This window comes from Shinella sp. HY16 (genome assembly GCF_028534175.1).
Taxonomy (GTDB): Bacteria; Pseudomonadota; Alphaproteobacteria; order Rhizobiales; family Rhizobiaceae; genus Shinella.
Genome location: NZ_JAHYXL010000001.1, coordinates 3726584 through 3744439, shown reverse-complemented (window position 1 = coordinate 3744439; position 17856 = coordinate 3726584). Strand labels below are relative to the sequence as shown.

Genomic DNA, 17856 nt, shown 5'->3' with positions numbered 1-17856 from the left:
AATTCAGGGAATCAGCCGGGTTTTACCCGGTTATTGCATGCTTTTTCCAGAATACCGGCAAGACGGCGCACCGTCTCGGGCGGCAGGTCGCGGATTTCCGCCGAAAGCCGGTTGGCAAAGGCGGTGTATTCCGGCGGAAGGCCCGCCGTATCCACCACAACGCGCGGATCGGAAATCCGGGCAATGCGGAACAGTTCTTCCGCCTCGTCCCAGATGACATTGAAATATCCGGCCACCCGTTGGAGAAAATCGAAGCTCGGCGTGCCGCGCTTGCCGTTTTCCAGCGCCGAGAGATAGGCGGGGCTGACGCCGAGCGCCTTGGCCATGTCCTTCTGCGAAACGCCCTTGCGATCGCGCAGATGCCGCACCGCCTTGCCGAAAGGTGTCGTCATCGTTTGTCTCCCGGGTGCCGGGCAAGCCGCACATAGAGCGCGCCGTCGCCGCCATGGTTGCGCGCCGCCGGCTCGTAGGAGGAGATCAGCGGGCGGAACTCCGGCAGGGAGAACCACAGCGGCACCGCCCGCTTCAGCGCGCCGTCGCTGCCGAGCGAGGTGCCCTTGCCGGTGATGACAAGCACATGGCGCAGGCCACGCTCATGCGCGCGGATGAGAAAACCGAGCAGGAAACCGTGCGCCTCGCTCTGGACCATGCCGTGCAGGTCGATGCGCGCTTCCAGCGCCAGGCGGCCCTTGGCAATCTTGCGCTTGACCGGGCGCTCCAGCGGGTGGTGCCTGGTCTCCTTGTCGCGGCCGATGGTGGTCAGCGCGATTCCTTCGTCGGCCTGGACGGATTTTTTCTTCTTCGGTTCCAGTTCAGGCTGCTTTTCGGCCGCCGGCTTTTGCGCGAAGGCTTCCTCGAATTCCGTCAATGCGTCGAGCCTGCCCGGCAGCGCGCGCGTGCTGCGCGCCACCTTGCCCCAGAGGATACGGTCCTCGCTTGAGAGCGTCTTATCCTTCGGCATGGAGGTAGCGCTCCGCCGCTGCCTTCGGCATGAGGATATGGAAGGTCGCCGCATTGCGCACATGGCCGGCCAGCGCGCCCGCCGCGTCGCCCGAGCCGGTGAAGATATCGCCGCGCGCCGGACCGACGATCGCCGTTCCGGTATCGAGCGCCAGCATCAGGCGGCGGAAGGGCTTGCCCTCATCCATATGGGTGAGGCTGTCGCTCGAAATGAAGAAGGGCAGCCCGAAGGTGTGGATCATGCGGTCAACCGCAAGCGAACGGCCGGCAACGAGCGGCACTTTCGCCGCGGCGATCGGGCCGAGCGACAGATCCGTAACCTCGGCCTCCTTGAAGAAGATGAAGGAGCGATTGTGCCAGAGCACGGCATCGACCTGATCTTCGTTGCGGGCTAGCCAGTCGCGGATCGAGGCCATGGAGACGGTTGCCGCATCGATCTCGCCGCGGTCGATCAGCAGCCTGCCGATCGCAGAAAACGGATGGCCGCTCTTGGCGGCATAGGTGATTCGCCTGACCGACCCGTCCGGATAGACGAGCCGTGCAGCGCCCTGCACATGGGCAAAGAAGACGTCCACCTTCGAGCGGGCGTAGGCGATCTCGAGCCCGCGACCCGAGAGAAAGCCACGCTCGATCTCGCCTCGGTCGGGGTGCTCGACAATGCCATCGTCCGTCCCGAGCCCGAACGCGAAGCCCGGCGGGAAACCGGCCGGGCGATTGTTGTCGTCGATATCGACCAGGTCTTCCGGCCGGGCATAGAAGGGATGGCGGTATTCGGCGTCCGGCGTTGCCCTTACGGCGACTTCCGGCTCGTAGAAGGCGGTGACGAAACCGGACGAGCCATCCGCCTTCTCGATCAGGAACGGCACGCACTGCGCCTCGAAGAAGGCACGCACCGCGGCAGGCCCTTGCGGCTTCTCGTCGGCTGCTGCGTCCAGCAACGTCAAAAGCTCGCCGGCGGTAATGCCGAGCGAGCCTGTCTTGTAGGGTTTTACGGTGCGGATGTGATCGCGACAGCGGGCCATGGCCGAAAGAAGTGCTGTCGGATCATCCTCGTTCCAGCCGGGAAGCGCCGAAAACCGGGCCGGAACCAGGCGATAGTCCATTGGCTTTGCCTCGCTCAGCCTTCCGATTCGGTGGCGATCAGCTTCCAGTTCGGATCACGAGAGCGGGTGTCGCGGGCAAAGGTCCAGAGGTCGTTGACCTCTGCCACCGTTTCCGCATCGCCCTCGATCAGCGTGCCGGCCTTGTCGTAGGTGGCCGAGATCAGCTGGCTGACGATGCGCAGCGTCACATTCGCCTCGCTGTCCTTGGCCTCGGCGCTGACGATGTCGGCCTTCTCGATACCGACGAAGCTGGAGCGGACGACCTCGCCCTTGCTCTCGCGGTCCGAAATGGCCGCGTCGAACCCTTCGTAGACCTCGCGCGACAGCAGGTTCTTCAGCGCCTTGCGGTCGCCATCGGCGAAGGCGACGACGATCATTTCATAGGCCATGCGCGCACCGTTGACGAATTCCTTCGGATTGAAGGAAGGATCGACCTTGACGAGCTGGCGAAGCTGCTCGTTGAGCGGCGTGCCCGGCGCGGCGAAGCTATCGACGGACGCATAGGGATTTTCGTCCGCGTCCGTTCCATCCCGACGCGGCAGGGTGACGACCTTGCCGCGATCGGCCGAATCAGTCTCGCCGGCGGCCTCGCGCTTGGAATAGGGATCGAACGGCGGGCGCTCGTTGCCGGTGCGCCGGCCGAGCACGCTGCGCAGCTGCAGGAAGATGACCACCGCAGCCACCAGGAAAAAAATCGTTACAAAGTCGAATGAGCCCATTATCGATCCGCAGCCGTTTTCGTTTTTCTTGTTCCTTCCCCATATAGTCCGCAAAACCGGATCATTCAAATGGCGATGACGTGAATGCGACCAAGGCGCGCGCAAATGGCACCGGCAGTATCGGTCCGCGCGAATCTGTGCGACAGTCAAGACCATGCTTCGACGCCTCATCCCCCTTCTCATTCTCGTGCTGCCGCTGGCGGAAATCGCCTGCTTCATTGTTGTCGGTCGGCGCATCGGCCTTTTCGCCACCCTGTCGCTGGTCGTGCTCTCGGCGATTGCCGGCGTCGTGCTGATGCGCATCCAGGGCTTCGGCGTGCTCGCACGACTGCGCCAGTCCGGACAGGACGGCCGCGCGCCGGGCAAGGAAATGCTCGATGCGGCGATGATCATGATTGCTGGTATCCTTCTGTTGATCCCCGGCTTCCTGACCGACATCCTCGGCCTGGCCCTGTTTCTGCCGCCGGTGCGTACATTTCTCTGGAACCGGCTGATGCGCAACATCGTGGTTGTCGATATCGGTGGCACACGTCCCGGCAGCCAGTCGAAAACGGAACCCCAGCGCACCATCGATCTCGATGAAAGCGACTTCCATCGCGATGGCCGGCCCTGACGGCGGGTTGTAAGCCCCCTGCTGAAATGCTAGATGGCCTGACTTTCCAGAGTCCCCGAGGATACTTCCATGACTGACGCAGCAACCGAGAACAACGCCGCGAGCCCCTCGCTCAACATCCTGGCGCAGTACGTGAAGGACTTCTCCTTCGAAAACCCGGGTGCTCCGCGGTCGCTCCAGGCCCGTGACAAGGCGCCGGCGATCAACATCAGCGTCAACGTCAATGCCAACCCGCTCTCCGAGACGGACTTCGACGTCATTCTTTCGCTGAACGCGGAAGCCAAGGACGGCGACAAGATGCTCTTCAACGCCGAGCTCGCCTATGGCGGCGTCTTCCGCGTCACCGGCTTCCCGCAGGAGCACATGCTGCCGGTTCTCTTCATCGAGTGCCCGCGCCTGCTCTTCCCCTTCGCTCGCCAGATCATCTCCGACGCAACCCGCAACGGCGGCTTCCCGCCGCTGATGATCGACCCGATCGACTTTGCGCAGATGTTCACCCAGCGCATGGCCGAAGAACAGGTCAAGGCCAAGGTCAACGCCAACTAAGGCAGAAAACCTCACTCCAAAGAAAACGCCCGGCCACCAGGTGACCGGGCGTTTTCTTTTGTCTCAGGGAAGCTGAGCCGGATTCACCCGCCGTATTTCGCCCAGATTGCCTTGTCGCCCATCTTCTGCACCATGGTGCCATGAGCAGCGCTCTCCTCTTCGGAAAGGCGGGAGGCAAGCGGCTTCGGCCTGACACCGAGCGGCAGAACGACATCGTCCTCCATCTCGACCAGCGCCCGGCGACCGCTTTCCGCCATGCCGAGCCCCAGCGCCGCCTGCCGGCCGCCGATCATCTCGATATAGACTTCGGCGAGAAGCTCGGAATCGAGCAGGGCGCCGTGTTTCGTACGGTGCGAATTGTCGATCCCGTAGCGCCGGCAGAGCGCATCGAGCGAGTTCGGTCCCATCGGATGCTTGCGGCGCGCCAGCGCCAGCGTGTCCGTCACCTTCTCCTGCAGGATCGGCGGCAGACCGATGCGTTCGAACTCCGCATTGATGAAACCCATATCGAAGCTGGCATTGTGGGCCACCCAGCGGGCATCGCCGAAGAAATCGAGAATCTGCTGTGCGAGATCGGCGAAGGGCGGCTTGTCCTTGAGGAACTCGTCCGTAATGCCGTGCACGGCAAGCGCATCCGGATGCACCTTGCGGTCGCCGGGGCTGACGAAGAGGTGCAGCGTGCGGCCGGTCGGAAAATGGTTCTCCAGCTCGACGCCGCCGATTTCGATGACGCGGTCGAGCTTGTTGTCGAGGCCGGTCGTTTCCGTATCGAAGATGATCTCGCGCATCAGTCCTCTTGTCCCTTCAGGCTTTCGACAATCTCTTCCACCGCTTTGCGCGCCGCTTCAAGTCCCCTACCGGTATCGATGAGGAAATCGGCGCGCCTGCGTTTTTCGGCGTCCGGCATCTGGCGCGACAGGATGAGCTGGAATTTCTCCTCCGTCATGCCCGGGCGGGCGAGCACGCGCTGTCTCTGTATATCGGGATCGCAAGTAACGACGACAACCTTGTCCACCCGCCCCTCGCCCCCCGTCTCGTAGAGAAGCGGGATGTCGAGCAAAACGAGTGGCGAACCACGATCCCGTTCCGCATCGAGAAAGGCCTTTTCCCGCGCCCGCACGAGCGGATGGATGATCGCCTCCAAAGCGGCGAAGCGGTCCGGGAACCGCGCAAGCGTCGCCGATAGCGTCTTGCGATCGATGACCCCCTCCTTGAGCGCTTCCGGAAAGTGTTCGGCAACCGGAGCGACGGCATCGGTGCGGTAGAGATCGTGCACCGTCGCATCCGCATCGTGCACCGGCACGCCAAGATCGTGGAACATTGCCGCGGTGGTCGACTTGCCCGTTCCGATCGATCCGGTAAGGCCGAGCACGATCATCAGTGCGCCTCCATGTCCGCGAGGATCAACCGGCGCAGGTTCATATCGACGGTGGGCCGGACACCGAACCATTTTTCAAAACCCGGCGCCGCCTGGTGCAGCAACATGCCGAGGCCGTCGACCGTGGCGAACCCTTGCTCGGCCGCCTGGCGCAGGATGGGAGTGACCAGCGGCACATAGACGATGTCGGTCACGACAGCGCCCCCTGCCAGCGGCGAGAAGTCGAAATCCGGTGCCGCCTCGCCATCCATACCAAGCGACGTCGTGTTGACGAAGAGCCCCGCACCCGCCGAGACCTCTTGCAAGGCAGCCATGGCGTGGGCATGCACCTTCGCTCCGAACCGATCGGCGAGCTCCTGCGCCCGCCCCAGAGTGCGGTTGACGACATGGATTTCGCCGATGCCGCGATCGCGCACCGCCTGGATGATCGCCCGGCTGGCGCCGCCAGCCCCGAGAATAACAGCACGATCCGTCCTGTCCCATCCCGGTGAAGCGGCATCGAGATTGGCAAGAAAACCGAAACCGTCGGTGTTGGTCGCGTGCAGCCGGCCCTCGTCCAGCCAGAGCGTGTTCGACGCACCGAGTTCTTCGCTCAATGCATCCGGCCGGTCGGCAAGCGCGAAGGCCGTTTCCTTGTGCGGGATGGTGACATTGCCGCCAACGAAGCCGGATTCTCCACTCTTCAGCCTGGAAATGAAGCCGGCGAAGTCTTCGGGTGAAACCTCCTGCCGCGTGTAGGATCCCTGCAATCCCAACGTTTTTAGCCAGAAGCCATGGATCAGTGGCGAGCGCGAATGTTTGACCGGGTAGCCCGTCACGAAGGCGTGGCGAACGAATGTTTCACGTGAATCATGCATCGATGGCACCGAGATCGCGAAGTTTAGCCAGCAACGGAAGCAGCGGCAGGCCCAGAATTGTGAAGTAGTCTCCGTCGATCCGCTCGAAGAGCTGCACGCCCTCTCCCTCGAGCTGATAGGCTCCGACACTTGCCAGAACCCGCGTGCCGACCCGGGCCAGATGTCGATCGATGAAAGCATCCGAGAGCGGGCGCATTGTCAGATGCGCGATGGAAACGTGGCTCCACAATGTCGCGCCGTCCCGCACCAAAGCGATGCCGCAGTTGAGGGAATGGGTGCGGCCGGACATCGCCTGAAGATGAGTCCTGGCTTCCGCCATGTCGGCCGGCTTGTGAAACACACGCCCTTCCAGGGACAATGTCTGGTCGGAGCCGATGACGAGCGCACCGGGACGACGCGTTGCGACATCCAGCGCCTTTTCGATCGCCAGCGTCTCGGCAACCTGCTGCGGGGTCGGCTTGCGGGCGGCAAGCGCCGTTTCGACCGCACGCTCGTCGATGGCGGCCGCCTCGGTTTCAAAGGCAAGGCCGGCATTTTCCATCAGCATGCGGCGAAAGGGGCTCTGCGAGGCGAGGATCAGCAGTGTCATGAAAATCTCCGTTTGCCGCTCCGGGTTACCGAAGCTTCGGGCGAAGAGCAACGATGGCGGCGGCCGTTTCCTCGATCGAGCGCCGGGTAACGTCGATGATCGGCCAGTTGTTGCGCGCGCAGATGGCGCGCGCATATTTCAGCTCCTCGGAAATCTGCGCCCTGTCGACATAGTCATCGCCGCGAAAATCCTGCGTCTGGCCGAGCACCCGGTTCTGCCGCACCTGGGCAATGCGATCCGTTGTGGCGATCAGCCCGACGATCAGCGGTCTCGCCGCCGCCGCCAACCGCTCCGGAAGCGGTACGCCAAGCACGATCGGCACATTGGCGGTCTTGATGCCACGATTGGCGAGATAGATGCTCGTCGGTGTCTTCGAGGTTCGACTGATGCCGATGAGAATGACATCCGCCTCGTCCAGATCGGCAGGCAGCTGCCCGTCATCGTGATCCATCGTGAAATTCAGCGCGTCGATGCGCGCGAAATACTCCGCGTTCATTACATGCTGCGCACCGACCCGCCGCCGCGACGGTGCACCGAGATAGGACTGGAAGAGATCGATGACCGGTTCGAGAACGGAAACGCAGGGCACGCCCATCTCCCGGCAACGCTGGTCGATGATCTCGGACAGCTCCCGGTCGACGATCGTATAGAGCACGATGCCCGGCGCACCATCGATGGCGTCGAGCACGGGCATGAGCTGCTTGCGGTTGCGGATCAGCGGATAGACGTGTTCGAGCGCCTGGGATGATTGGAATTGCGCCGCGGCCGCCCGCCCCGCGGCAATCAGCGTCTCGCCCGTCGAGTCCGATATCAGGTGCAGATGGAAGTAGTTTTTGGTGCTTTCCACAATATCCTCCGCCCCCTGTTGATGAACCGGGAGAACGGTGAGCTAAGAACGGCAGGGACCCGGAGGCAAGGGGATAACTGCCATTTTGTCCACAATCCGCGGGAGACGGGACGAGGATTCACGGTGCATGTGGATAAGACTCATGACACGGCAAAGTGTCGCGCTTCTCCACACGTCATCCACAGGAAGGCTTTCCATGCGACATCAAGAATCCTTTTGATTCAAAATGACGAATCCGGTTTTCCGCCTTCCAGGCCAGAAATATCTCTGTGCACATTGCTTTTTCCCCAGCACTGCCGGCAAGGCTGTATCCCTGTGGAGAGGATTTAATCCTTGATAGTCACCGACTCTAAGAAATAGAAACCTTTTCAAAGAGATTATTTAAAGATTGGGAGAACCCCGCGGTGTCTGCGAAAAACCGGAAGATCGTCGATGTCCTGAACGGGAAGACGGTCTCCCCTCCTCCTCTCTGGCTGATGCGCCAGGCCGGACGGTATCTGCCGGAATATCGGCAGACGCGCGCGGCAGCAGGAAGCTTCCTCGATCTCTGTTATTCGCCGGAGTTGGCGACGGAGGTAACGCTGCAACCGATCCGTCGCTACGGTTTCGACGCCGCAATCTTGTTTTCCGATATCCTCGTCATTCCCGATGCCCTGAAGCGCAATGTCCGCTTCGAGGAGGGTCATGGCCCTCGTCTCGACCCGATCGATCCGGATGGCATTCTCACCCTGAAGACAGACGGGGTCGCAGAGCACCTCAGACCGGTCATAGAGGCGATTGGCCGCATTCGGGGTGCCCTGCCCGAGGAAACGGCGCTGCTCGGCTTCTGCGGGGCGCCCTGGACCGTCGCCACCTACATGATCGCCGGCCATGGTACCCCGGATCAGGCGCCCGCGCGTCTTTTCGCCTACAAGGAGCCGCGCGCCTTCGCGCATCTGCTCGATGTGCTTGCCGAACTCTCGGCTGACTACCTCGTGGCACAGATCGATGCCGGCGCCGACGCGGTACAGATCTTCGATTCCTGGGCTGGCGTTCTCGGCGAGCGGGAGTTTGCCGATTTTGCCGTCCGCCCGGTGCACAGGATCATCGCATCGGTGAAGGCCCGCCGTCCGCAGGCCAAGATCATTGCCTTCGCCAAGGGGGCAGGCCTGCAGCTGAAATCCTACCGGCAGCAGACCGGCGCCGACGCCATCGGCCTCGACTGGTCCGTGCCGCTCTCCGTCGCGGCCGACTTGCAGAAGGAGGGTCCCGTCCAGGGAAATCTCGATCCGATGCGTGTCGTTGCCGGCGGCGCGGCGCTCGACGAGGGCATCGATGCCATTCTGCAGGCGCTCGGCAACGGGCCGCTGATCTTCAATCTCGGCCACGGGATCACGCCGCAGGCGGATCCGGACAACGTCACGCGCCTTGTGGCGCGTGTGCGCGGAGGGGCGCGGTGAGCGAGAAACAGGCGGGCGAGAGCGCCGGGCGCCGGGCGCGGCTGCGGGCCGCAGTGGCGCTCGCCGTCTTTGCGCTGCTGGCGCTTCTCCTCGTTCTCTATCCGCCCGAGGATCTCTATCTGTGGATCAAGGCGTTGCACATCATCGCCGTCATCTCCTGGATGGCGGGTCTACTCTACCTGCCGCGGCTCTTCGTCTACCACACGGATGCCCCGCCCGGCTCGGCCGAGGCGGAGGTCTTCAAGGTGATGGAGCGGCGGCTCTACCGGGTCATCATGCAGCCCGCGATGGGCCTTTCCTGGTTGCTCGGTCTCTATCTCGCCTGGTCGGTCTATGGTTTCCAGGGCGGCTGGCTGCATGCCAAGCTTGCCTTCGTCGTGCTGCTCTCGGCTGTGCATCAGTTCTACGGCCGCGCCGTGAGGGCGTTTGCCGAGGATCGCAACACGAAGACAGGCCGTCAGTGGCGGCTTTGGAACGAGGCGCCGGCGCTTCTGATGATCCTCATCGTCATCCTGGTCGTCGTGAAGCCGTTTTAGGCCCTCTGCGGCAAAACGGATGAAATTCCGATGCCCCCTTGCGGGCCAGCACCGGAACCGCTATTTTCCGCGCATCTCATCTTTCGTGGCATGTGTATTCGTTCAGTGAACTGCACCGTTCCCCCGCAGTTCGGCCTTGACCCGCACGCCTTTTCCCATCCCGATGACAGCCAGCATGGACCATTCATGGCCGAAATGAAGCTACAAGACCTCAAGAACAAGACTCCGACCGACCTCCTTGCCTTTGCCGAATCGCTCGAGGTCGAGAACGCGAGCACGATGCGCAAGCAGGAACTGATGTTTGCGATCCTGAAGATGCTGGCCGCGCAGGACGTGGAAATCATCGGCGAAGGTGTGGTCGAAGTGCTGCAGGACGGTTTCGGCTTCCTGCGTTCGGCCAATGCGAACTATCTGCCGGGCCCCGACGACATCTACATCTCGCCCTCCCAGATCCGCCGCTTCTCGCTGAAGACCGGCGATACGGTGGAGGGCCCGATCCGCGGCCCGAAGGAAGGTGAACGCTATTTCGCATTGCTGAAGGTCAACACGATCAATTTCGACGATCCGGAAAAGATCCGTCACAAGGTTCACTTCGACAACCTGACGCCGCTCTACCCGAACGAGCGCTTCAAGATGGAACTCGAGATCCCCACCTCGAAGGATCTTTCTCCGCGTGTCATCGATCTCGTCGCCCCGCTCGGCAAGGGCCAGCGCGGCCTCATCGTCGCTCCGCCGCGGACGGGTAAGACGGTTCTCCTGCAGAACATCGCCCATTCGATCACCGCCAACCATCCCGAATGTTATCTCATCGTCCTCTTGATCGACGAGCGTCCGGAGGAAGTGACGGACATGCAGCGTTCGGTGCGGGGGGAAGTTGTTTCCTCGACCTTCGACGAACCGGCGACGCGCCACGTGCAGGTCGCCGAAATGGTCATCGAGAAGGCGAAGCGCCTCGTCGAGCACGGCCGCGACGTCGTCATCCTGCTGGATTCGATCACCCGTCTCGGCCGCGCTTACAACACCGTCGTTCCGTCCTCGGGCAAGGTGCTGACGGGTGGCGTCGACGCGAATGCGCTGCAGCGCCCGAAGCGCTTCTTCGGCGCGGCGCGCAATATCGAGGAAGGCGGTTCGCTGACCATCATCGCGACCGCGCTGATCGATACAGGCAGCCGCATGGATGAAGTGATCTTCGAAGAGTTCAAGGGCACCGGCAACTCGGAAATCGTGCTTGATCGCAAGGTTGCCGACAAGCGCATCTTCCCGGCGATGGACATTCTCAAGTCCGGCACGCGCAAGGAAGACCTTCTGGTGCCCCGTCAGGATCTCCAGAAGATCTTCGTCCTGCGCCGCATTCTCGCTCCGATGGGCACAACGGATGCGATCGAATTCCTGATCGACAAGCTGAAGCAGACGAAGAACAACGGCGACTTCTTCGACTCGATGAACACGTAAGCGACACGCGTCGTCGTCGTTACGCTGCATGGTCCCGCCGCAAGCCGGGACCATTTTCGTTTGAAGTGGGAAAATTCGATTCTTTCCCGAAATGGATTTATCGATTCGTACCCGGAATAATGAGACCATGCATTCCACGGACACGATCTTTGCCCTTTCGAGCGGAGGCCTGCCCTCCGGCGTGGCGGTGATACGCCTGAGCGGTTCGGCCAGCGGATCAGCGGTTCAGACCCTGTGTGGTCGCCAGCCGGAGGAGCGGCGTGCCTCCCTTTGTTCGATTCGAAACCGGAACGGTGAGACGCTCGACAAGGGCCTGGTGCTGTTTTTTCCGGGTCCGAGCTCCTTCACGGGGGAGGATTGCGCGGAGCTCCAGATCCACGGGGGGCGCGCGACGGTCAAGGCAGTGCTGGCGGAACTGGCCGGGATGGTTGGTTTGCGGGCGGCTGAGGCCGGAGAATTTTCCCGCCGGGCCTTTTTGAATGGCCGTATGGATCTGGTGGAGGTCGAGGGCCTTGCCGATTTGATCGGCGCCGAGACGGAGATGCAGCGCCGCTTGGCGGCAGAGCAATCGTCCGGCGGACTCTCGAAGCTTTACGATTCGTGGGCGAAACGACTAACGCACGCTCGCGCGTTGATCGAGGCAGAGCTGGATTTCGCCGACGAAGATGATGTGCCTGGTTCCGTAGCAAGCAGTGTCTGGACGGATATGCGGTGTTTGGAGCAGGAAATCCTTAACCATCTTTCCGGTGCCAGAGCCGCGGAGATTGTCCGTGACGGCCTGAAAGTGGTGATTGCCGGCCCGCCGAATGCCGGCAAGTCGAGCCTGCTGAACCATCTGGCGCGACGCGACGTGGCGATCGTCACGGAGATTCCCGGGACGACGCGGGATGTCCTGCACGTCGATCTCGACCTCGACGGCTTCGCTGTTCGGCTGTATGATACAGCTGGCTTGCGGGACACGGACGATCTCGTCGAGCAAGAAGGTATCCGGCGGACGCGGCGCTCGATGGCAGAAGCCGATCTGGTTCTTCTCCTGTCCGCGGAAGGAAACTTCGATTGGACAACCTTCGTCAACGGCTATAGCGGCCCTGTTGTTCGCGTCCGGACCAAGGCTGATCTACGGGATGACGCATCGCCCAATTCGGGCGCTGATGTAGTCATCTCGGTTCAGACGGGGCAGGGTATTGCCGAGCTTCTTGATCGTGTGGGTACCCATCTGCCGGATCTGGGTGAGGCAAATGCCCTGGCATTGCCAACCCGCCAGCGGCACACGGACAATCTGATCATGGCGCGCAATCACATTGAATCCGCCCTGGAGGCGGATGAGCGGGGCCTGGATATACAGGCCGAATATCTTCGATTGGCCGGACAGGCACTGGGTCGCGTCACGGGACGGGTGGACGTGGAAAATCTGCTCGACGTGATCTTTTCGGAATTTTGCATAGGCAAATGATTCACGTGAAACAGCACAACGTGTACGAGTCACTTTGTACGTTTCACGTGAAACAGGTAGTGCGGGATGATAGAAGAAATGAAATATGATGTGGTGGTGATCGGGGGTGGACATGCCGGCGTGGAGGCGGCCGCGGCCGCAGCACGCTTCGGCGCACGAACGGCCCTTCTGACCCACAAGGCGTCGACGATCGGTGTCATGTCCTGTAACCCTGCGATTGGCGGTTTGGGCAAAGGGCATCTCGTTCGTGAGGTGGACGCCCTCGACGGATTGATGGGACGGGTCGCGGATCGTGCAGGCATTCAGTTTCGCCTGCTGAACCGTCGCAAGGGCCCCGCTGTACGCGGTCCACGCACTCAAGCCGACCGAAAGCTCTATCGCGAAGCCATGCAGGCGGAGATTGGGCAGCTTTCCGGCCTGACGGTTGTCGAAGGCGATGCTTATGATCTGAACTGCCGGGATGGCCGGATCGCCGGAGTCGTTCTGAAGGACGGGCGACAGCTGGCTTGTGCCGCCGTCGTCATCACAACAGGCACATTTCTACGCGGACTTATTCATATCGGCTCCAAAAAAATCCCGGCCGGTCGGGTCGGCGAAGAGCCTTCTTTGGGGCTCTCCGCGACATTCGAACATCTGGGTTTCAAACTTGGCCGCCTGAAGACCGGTACGCCCGCACGGTTGGATGGCCGCACCATCGATTGGGCCGCGGTCGGGCGCCAGGCGGCGGACGCAGAACCGGTGCCATTCTCCTTCATGACGGACCGCATCGTCACGCCGCAGATCGAATGCGGTGTGACGCGAACAACCTCGGCGACCCATCGCATCATTGAGGAGAATATCGGCCAATCGGCGATGTATTCCGGCCAGATCGAAGGTGTAGGTCCTCGCTATTGCCCCTCCATCGAGGACAAGATCGTCAAGTTCGGGGAGCGCGACGGTCATCAGATCTTCCTAGAACCGGAAGGTCTTGATGATGACACCGTCTATCCAAACGGGATTTCGACGTCGCTGCCGGCGGATGTGCAGCAGGCTTTCATTCACACGATCCCGGGCCTGGAGCGCGCCCGTATCCTGCAGCCGGGCTATGCGATCGAGTACGACCATGTTGATCCGCGGGAACTGTCGGCCACCTTGGAAGCGCGGCGCCAGGCGGGACTTTTCCTGGCCGGACAGATCAATGGCACGACCGGTTATGAGGAAGCAGCGGCGCAGGGGTTGGTGGCCGGCTTGAACGCGGCGCGGCGGGCGGCAGGCATGGACGGCCACGTCTTCAGCCGTACGGATAGCTACATCGGTGTCATGATCGATGATCTGACATCGCGTGGTGTGACCGAACCCTATCGCATGTTCACCTCGCGGGCGGAGTACCGCCTTTCGTTGCGCGCAGACAATGCCGATGTGCGTTTGACGCTGACGGGAATGGCGCTTGGCGTGGTCGGCGCGGATCGACGGCAGCGTTTTGATCAATGGTCTGCGGAGATGCTGGTTGCGCGCGAAAAGCTCGCGGCCTTGAGGCTCTCGCCGAACGAAGCTGCGGGCAAGGGTATCCGGATCAACCAGGACGGCGTGCGCCGTACCGCCTATGATTTGCTGGCCTATCCGGATATCGACTTCGCCCGGTTGGTGGCAGTCTGGCCGGAGCTTGAAATCTTTTCGCCACGGGTTCGGGATGCTGTCGAGATTGAGGCCAGCTATGCGGTCTATATGAACCGGCAGGAGGCCGATATCGCTGAGGCACGTCGCGAGGAAGAACGCGGAATTCCTGCAGGGTTCGATTTCAGTGCCCTGCCCGGCCTTTCCATCGAACTCCAGCAGAAACTGGCTGTGGCCCGACCGTCGAATCTGGCGCAGGCGGCGCGGGTGGACGGCATGACACCAGCAGCACTGACGCTTCTGCTCGCCTATCTCAAGCGTGTGCCCGATACGGCATCGATACAACGGACTGCCAGTGCATGAGCAACTTGCCTCGAGAATTTTCCCGTCTGAATGTTTCACGTGAAACTGAAGACCGGTTGAACGTCTTTGTTGCCCTGTTTCAGAAATGGGCCAAGACCATCAATCTGGTGGCCCCTTCGACATTGGCCGAAGTCTGGAGCCGGCATATCGTCGATAGCGTACAGATTTATGCACAGTGCCCCGGTCCCCGTGTCTGGGCCGATCTTGGCAGCGGCGGCGGCTTTCCGGGCATTGTCACCGGCATTCTGTTGGCGGGGGTGGGTGACGGATGGGTCCATCTGGTTGAGAGCAACAACAAGAAGGCTGCTTTTCTGCGAACCGCTATTTTGGAGACGGGCGCTCGCGCCTCGGTTCATGCGATTCGTATCGAAGAGGCGCCTGCAGTGATCGAACATTGCGATGCGATCTCGGCCCGGGCGCTGGCGGATCTGGATCTTCTGATGGATTTCGGGCTGCCGTGGGCGGAGCGCAACCCGGACCTCAAGTTTTTCCTCCACAAAGGCCGGGATTATCGGCGGGAGGTCGAGAAAGCGCATGGAAGGTGGAGATTCGATCTGGTAAAACATGCCAGTGTCGTCGAGCCGGACTCGGTAGTGCTCGAAATCTCGAAGCTTTCGCGAAAACGCGAGTGATTGGCGGATCTCCATGGCAGGCGAAAAGAACCGGATCATCACCATTGCAAACCAGAAGGGTGGCGTGGGGAAGACGACGACCGCGATCAACCTCGCTACGGCACTGGCTGCCATCGGCGAGCGTGTGCTGATCGTCGATCTGGACCCGCAGGGCAACGCCAGCACGGGTCTCGGAATAGATCGCCGCAACCGTGAGCTCTCCTCCTATGACCTGTTGATCGGTAGCCACGGCGTTGCCGAGACGGTGTTGCCGACGGCGGTTCCCAATCTGGCGATCATTCCGTCGACGATGGATCTCCTTGGTATCGAGATGGAGATCGCGCAGCAGAACGACCGCGTCTTCCGGCTGCGGCGGGCGTTGGCATCGGCGGAGGCGCTGTCTTACTCTTACGTGCTGGTCGATTGCCCCCCCTCTTTCAATCTCCTGACCATGAATGCGCTTGCCGCGGCTCATTCCGTGCTGGTTCCGCTGCAATGCGAATTCTTCGCGCTGGAGGGCCTCAGTCAGCTGCTGGAGACGGTGGATCAGGTGCGTCGCACCGTCAATCCGTATCTCGATATCCAGGGTATCGTGCTGACGATGTTCGACTCGCGCAACAATCTTGCGCAGCAGGTCGTCAACGATGTACGAACGCATCTCGGCGAAAAGGTTTATCACACGCTCATTCCGCGCAATGTGCGCGTTTCCGAAGCGCCTTCCTATGGCAAGCCGGCAATTCTCTACGATCTTAAATGCGCCGGAAGCCAGGCCTATCTTCAGCTCGCCTCCGAGGTAATTCAGCGTGAGAGGCAGCGTCGGGCTGCCTGATTCCAGTATCCGTGAGTAGATCCGATGAATGAAGACAATTCGAAGCGGCGCCTTGGCCGTGGTCTCGCCGCCCTGATCGGGGAAATGGATCAGCTGCCCGCAACCGATGTCGGCGAGCGGCCAGCGGTCAATCCCGATCGCCTGGTTCCGATTGAGTTCGTCGGCCGCAATCCGCGCAATCCGCGGCGCTATTTCGATGAGTCGGAACTTCAGGATCTCGCGTCCTCCATTCGCCAGCATGGCATTGTTCAGCCGGTCGTGGTACGAACGACCGCGGACAATCGTTATGAAATCATCGCCGGCGAGCGCCGCTGGCGCGCTGCTCAGCTGGCAGGGCTTACCGATATTCCGGTCATCATCCGGGATGTGGACGACCGTACGGCCCTCGAAATCGCTATCGTGGAAAACGTGCAGCGCTCCGACCTCAATCCGCTGGAAGAGGCGATGGGGTATGAGCTGCTGATTGCCGATCACGGCTATACGCAGAACGATCTTGGCGAGATCATCGGCAAGAGCCGCAGCCATGTGGCAAACAGTCTCCGTCTGCTGAAGCTTCCCGAACCGGTGCGCGATATGCTGGCGTCCGGCTCGCTTTCCGCCGGTCATGCGCGGGCGCTTATCCCGACGTCCGATCCGATCGCCCTGGCGAAAAGCGTCGTTGCGAAGGGCATGTCGGTGCGTGATACGGAGCGTCTTGCGCAGAACGATATCAAGGCGCAAAGCGATCCGAACCACGGGCAGGCGCAGCGCAAGGACGAAAAGGATGCCGATACGCTGGCGCTCGAGCGCACGCTTTCGGATGTTCTCGGGCTTGATGTGACCGTCAATCACAAGGGAAGCGGCGGGCAGCTGCGGATCGCTTACAAGACCCTCGAACAGCTTGAGGAAATCTGCCGGCTTCTCGAGCGACGGTAGAATCCTTAGCCGGATTCAGCGGCGGGCGGATTGCAGAACGGTCGCCAGCATGGTTTGCATGGCGATCGTGTCTTCCAGTGCCGGGCGCTGCCGACTTTGCAGGATGGCGGCCTGAAGACGCTGTGTTTCACGACGGATTGCCGGACCTGTCCAGCTTTTCAGCGCGTTCTCGACAATCGGCTTGCGCCGGAAATGCAGATGCCGGCCAAGGGTTGCCATGGCCTGGGCGGCGGGCGCCCGCTTTTCATCCATTTCGGCGCGCATCAACTCAAGGAGCTGGAACTGTCGAAGGCACCCTTGCAGCACAAGGAAGACCGGTGTCTTGGAGGAAACGATCTTCTGTATGGCGTGCAGGAAACCGTCCTTGTCACCCTTCAGAATGGCGTCGATGGCGTCATCCGTCGAGATCGCGCTGGCATCGCCGACAATCTCCTCGACGTCCTGCTCCTCGATGAGCTCCCTGCCCCGACAATAGAGCGCCAGCTTGCGCACCTCGTTGCGCGAGGCGAGCCGGTCTCCGCCGATGGTTTCCACCAGGCGCGTGCGGGCGGCAGGTGAAATGCGCAGGCCTTCCGAGGCCAGTTCCTGGTCAATGAGGGCCTGGAGGGCGCGCCCGTCGTCTGCATAGCAGGCAATGGCGACGGCGGCGGAACTCGATTCGGCCACCTTGCGCAGTCCGGCGCCCTTCTTCAGGTCGCCGGCTTCGATGATCAGCGTGGAGGGACCTGCGGGCTGTTGGGCAAGGATGTCCAACGCGTCGGAAAGGCCCTTTTCGCTGCCGGCATTGCGGATCCAGACCAGACGATCGCCACCGAAAAGGCCGATCGCGTTCATCTCGTCGATCAGCCGCCCGGGCTGACCGCCGATCTCGCCGGCATCGAGTTTCACGACGGAGAAGGCATCGGTGAGGTCGACGCCGCTGACGGCGGCGAGCGCCGCGGCGCGCTCCGAAACCAGGCCCCGGTCGGGTCCATAGACAAGGAACAGCCGCACGGGCAGCGGTTTGCGCTTCAGGAAACCGTCGAACTCGTGCGACTTGACTTCGGCCATGGC

At 61.7% G+C, this 17856-nt stretch carries 20 protein-coding genes; 10 read left to right on the top strand and 10 right to left on the bottom strand.

Translation table 11 applies throughout. The annotated features are described in order from the left end of the window. Positions 1 to 11 precede the first annotated feature (11 nt). Genes K0P03_RS18355 through K0P03_RS18340 form a run of 4 tightly spaced genes read right to left on the bottom strand, consistent with a single transcriptional unit; the run spans position 12 to position 2782 of the window. The gene (locus K0P03_RS18355) at positions 12 to 392 is read right to left on the bottom strand and encodes a helix-turn-helix domain-containing protein (RefSeq protein ID WP_023513448.1); all 381 of its coding nucleotides are present in this window, start codon (positions 390 to 392) and stop codon (positions 12 to 14) included. After that, positions 389 to 961, bottom strand: a complete 573-nt coding sequence (locus K0P03_RS18350; protein ID WP_272790282.1) for a Smr/MutS family protein — start codon at positions 959 to 961, stop codon at positions 389 to 391. The genes K0P03_RS18355 and K0P03_RS18350 overlap by 4 nt, the downstream gene beginning before the upstream one ends. Further along, positions 948 to 2063, bottom strand: coding sequence for a murein transglycosylase A (gene mltA / locus K0P03_RS18345; RefSeq protein ID WP_272790281.1), 1116 nt, complete (start codon positions 2061 to 2063; stop codon positions 948 to 950). Before mltA ends, K0P03_RS18350 begins: the two co-directional genes overlap by 14 nt. A 14-nt stretch (positions 2064 to 2077) precedes the next feature. Next, entirely contained in the window at positions 2078 to 2782 is a 705-nt protein-coding gene (locus K0P03_RS18340; protein ID WP_023513445.1) for a Tim44/TimA family putative adaptor protein, read from the bottom strand. A 154-nt stretch (positions 2783 to 2936) separates the two neighbouring features. Here K0P03_RS18340 and K0P03_RS18335 point away from each other — a divergent pair, with 154 nt between their 5' ends. Both K0P03_RS18335 and secB read left to right on the top strand, forming a co-directional pair. After that, positions 2937 to 3395: an FxsA family protein gene (locus K0P03_RS18335; RefSeq protein WP_272790280.1), complete on the top strand. Its 459-nt coding sequence runs from the start codon at positions 2937 to 2939 to the stop codon at positions 3393 to 3395. Between the two features lie 69 nt (positions 3396 to 3464). Further along, the gene (gene secB, locus K0P03_RS18330; RefSeq protein WP_023513443.1) at positions 3465 to 3941 is read left to right on the top strand and encodes a protein-export chaperone SecB; all 477 of its coding nucleotides are present in this window, start codon (positions 3465 to 3467) and stop codon (positions 3939 to 3941) included. Between the two features lie 83 nt (positions 3942 to 4024). Here secB and dnaQ read toward each other — a convergent pair whose 3' ends face one another. Genes dnaQ through K0P03_RS18305 form a run of 5 tightly spaced genes read right to left on the bottom strand, consistent with a single transcriptional unit; the run spans position 4025 to position 7612 of the window. Beyond that, positions 4025 to 4729 (bottom strand): DNA polymerase III subunit epsilon, encoded by a 705-nt coding sequence (gene dnaQ / locus K0P03_RS18325; RefSeq protein ID WP_023513442.1) that lies wholly within the window; start codon positions 4727 to 4729, stop codon positions 4025 to 4027. Further along, entirely contained in the window at positions 4729 to 5319 is a 591-nt protein-coding gene (gene coaE, locus K0P03_RS18320; protein WP_050745366.1) for a dephospho-CoA kinase, read from the bottom strand. Before coaE ends, dnaQ begins: the two co-directional genes overlap by 1 nt. Next, complete coding sequence (locus tag K0P03_RS18315; RefSeq protein ID WP_272790279.1) at positions 5319 to 6176, bottom strand: shikimate dehydrogenase; 858 nt, start codon at positions 6174 to 6176, stop codon at positions 5319 to 5321. The genes coaE and K0P03_RS18315 overlap by 1 nt, the downstream gene beginning before the upstream one ends. Then, positions 6169 to 6765, bottom strand: coding sequence for a Maf-like protein (locus K0P03_RS18310; protein ID WP_272790278.1), 597 nt, complete (start codon positions 6763 to 6765; stop codon positions 6169 to 6171). Before K0P03_RS18310 ends, K0P03_RS18315 begins: the two co-directional genes overlap by 8 nt. Positions 6766 to 6790: 25 nt before the next feature. Further along, a complete protein-coding gene (locus K0P03_RS18305; RefSeq protein WP_023513438.1) occupies positions 6791 to 7612 on the bottom strand; it encodes a pyruvate, water dikinase regulatory protein in 822 nt (273 codons plus the stop codon). Positions 7613 to 8016: 404 nt separating this feature from the next. Between K0P03_RS18305 and hemE the strand changes: the two genes are divergently transcribed. From hemE to K0P03_RS18265, 8 genes are all read left to right on the top strand, one after another. Next, a complete protein-coding gene (gene hemE, locus K0P03_RS18300) occupies positions 8017 to 9051 on the top strand; it encodes a uroporphyrinogen decarboxylase (RefSeq protein ID WP_272790277.1) in 1035 nt (344 codons plus the stop codon). Continuing rightward, the gene (gene hemJ, locus K0P03_RS18295; protein WP_023517181.1) at positions 9048 to 9587 is read left to right on the top strand and encodes a protoporphyrinogen oxidase HemJ; all 540 of its coding nucleotides are present in this window, start codon (positions 9048 to 9050) and stop codon (positions 9585 to 9587) included. The genes hemE and hemJ overlap by 4 nt, the downstream gene beginning before the upstream one ends. A 186-nt stretch (positions 9588 to 9773) precedes the next feature. Further along, positions 9774 to 11039: a transcription termination factor Rho gene (gene rho, locus K0P03_RS18290; RefSeq protein ID WP_024271281.1), complete on the top strand. Its 1266-nt coding sequence runs from the start codon at positions 9774 to 9776 to the stop codon at positions 11037 to 11039. 127 nt (positions 11040 to 11166) lie between these two features. Then, entirely contained in the window at positions 11167 to 12492 is a 1326-nt protein-coding gene (mnmE, locus tag K0P03_RS18285) for a tRNA uridine-5-carboxymethylaminomethyl(34) synthesis GTPase MnmE (protein ID WP_272790276.1), read from the top strand. Positions 12493 to 12570: 78 nt separating this feature from the next. Beyond that, positions 12571 to 14448, top strand: a complete 1878-nt coding sequence (mnmG, locus tag K0P03_RS18280; protein ID WP_443020562.1) for a tRNA uridine-5-carboxymethylaminomethyl(34) synthesis enzyme MnmG — start codon at positions 12571 to 12573, stop codon at positions 14446 to 14448. Continuing rightward, positions 14445 to 15080, top strand: a complete 636-nt coding sequence (rsmG, locus tag K0P03_RS18275; RefSeq protein ID WP_272790274.1) for a 16S rRNA (guanine(527)-N(7))-methyltransferase RsmG — start codon at positions 14445 to 14447, stop codon at positions 15078 to 15080. The genes mnmG and rsmG overlap by 4 nt, the downstream gene beginning before the upstream one ends. 13 nt (positions 15081 to 15093) lie before the next feature. After that, positions 15094 to 15888 (top strand): ParA family protein, encoded by a 795-nt coding sequence (locus tag K0P03_RS18270; protein ID WP_050745360.1) that lies wholly within the window; start codon positions 15094 to 15096, stop codon positions 15886 to 15888. A gap of 24 nt (positions 15889 to 15912) precedes the next feature. After that, complete coding sequence (locus tag K0P03_RS18265) at positions 15913 to 16803, top strand: ParB/RepB/Spo0J family partition protein (RefSeq protein ID WP_023514416.1); 891 nt, start codon at positions 15913 to 15915, stop codon at positions 16801 to 16803. A 15-nt stretch (positions 16804 to 16818) separates the two neighbouring features. Here K0P03_RS18265 and holA read toward each other — a convergent pair whose 3' ends face one another. Then, positions 16819 to 17853, bottom strand: a complete 1035-nt coding sequence (gene holA / locus K0P03_RS18260; RefSeq protein WP_272790273.1) for a DNA polymerase III subunit delta — start codon at positions 17851 to 17853, stop codon at positions 16819 to 16821. Between the last annotated feature and the right edge of the window lie 3 nt (positions 17854 to 17856).

Excerpts from the sequence above, each read along its gene's own strand:
- mnmG (WP_443020562.1), top strand. The coding sequence starts at position 12,571 with ATGAAATATGATGTGGTGGTGATCGGGGGTGGACATGCCGGCGTGGAG.
- coaE (WP_050745366.1), bottom strand. The coding sequence starts at position 5,319 with ATGATCGTGCTCGGCCTTACCGGATCGATCGGAACGGGCAAGTCGACC.
- K0P03_RS18340 (WP_023513445.1), bottom strand. The coding sequence starts at position 2,782 with ATGGGCTCATTCGACTTTGTAACGATTTTTTTCCTGGTGGCTGCGGTG.
- K0P03_RS18270 (WP_050745360.1), top strand. The coding sequence starts at position 15,094 with ATGGCAGGCGAAAAGAACCGGATCATCACCATTGCAAACCAGAAGGGT.
- mltA (WP_272790281.1), bottom strand. The coding sequence starts at position 2,063 with ATGGACTATCGCCTGGTTCCGGCCCGGTTTTCGGCGCTTCCCGGCTGG.
- K0P03_RS18350 (WP_272790282.1), bottom strand. The coding sequence starts at position 961 with ATGCCGAAGGATAAGACGCTCTCAAGCGAGGACCGTATCCTCTGGGGC.
- K0P03_RS18310 (WP_272790278.1), bottom strand. The coding sequence starts at position 6,765 with ATGACACTGCTGATCCTCGCCTCGCAGAGCCCCTTTCGCCGCATGCTG.
- holA (WP_272790273.1), bottom strand. The coding sequence starts at position 17,853 with ATGGCCGAAGTCAAGTCGCACGAGTTCGACGGTTTCCTGAAGCGCAAA.
- rsmG (WP_272790274.1), top strand. The coding sequence starts at position 14,445 with ATGAGCAACTTGCCTCGAGAATTTTCCCGTCTGAATGTTTCACGTGAA.
- secB (WP_023513443.1), top strand. The coding sequence starts at position 3,465 with ATGACTGACGCAGCAACCGAGAACAACGCCGCGAGCCCCTCGCTCAAC.
- mnmE (WP_272790276.1), top strand. The coding sequence starts at position 11,167 with ATGCATTCCACGGACACGATCTTTGCCCTTTCGAGCGGAGGCCTGCCC.
- rho (WP_024271281.1), top strand. The coding sequence starts at position 9,774 with ATGGCCGAAATGAAGCTACAAGACCTCAAGAACAAGACTCCGACCGAC.
- K0P03_RS18265 (WP_023514416.1), top strand. The coding sequence starts at position 15,913 with ATGAATGAAGACAATTCGAAGCGGCGCCTTGGCCGTGGTCTCGCCGCC.
- dnaQ (WP_023513442.1), bottom strand. The coding sequence starts at position 4,729 with ATGCGCGAGATCATCTTCGATACGGAAACGACCGGCCTCGACAACAAG.
- K0P03_RS18335 (WP_272790280.1), top strand. The coding sequence starts at position 2,937 with ATGCTTCGACGCCTCATCCCCCTTCTCATTCTCGTGCTGCCGCTGGCG.
- K0P03_RS18315 (WP_272790279.1), bottom strand. The coding sequence starts at position 6,176 with ATGCATGATTCACGTGAAACATTCGTTCGCCACGCCTTCGTGACGGGC.
- K0P03_RS18355 (WP_023513448.1), bottom strand. The coding sequence starts at position 392 with ATGACGACACCTTTCGGCAAGGCGGTGCGGCATCTGCGCGATCGCAAG.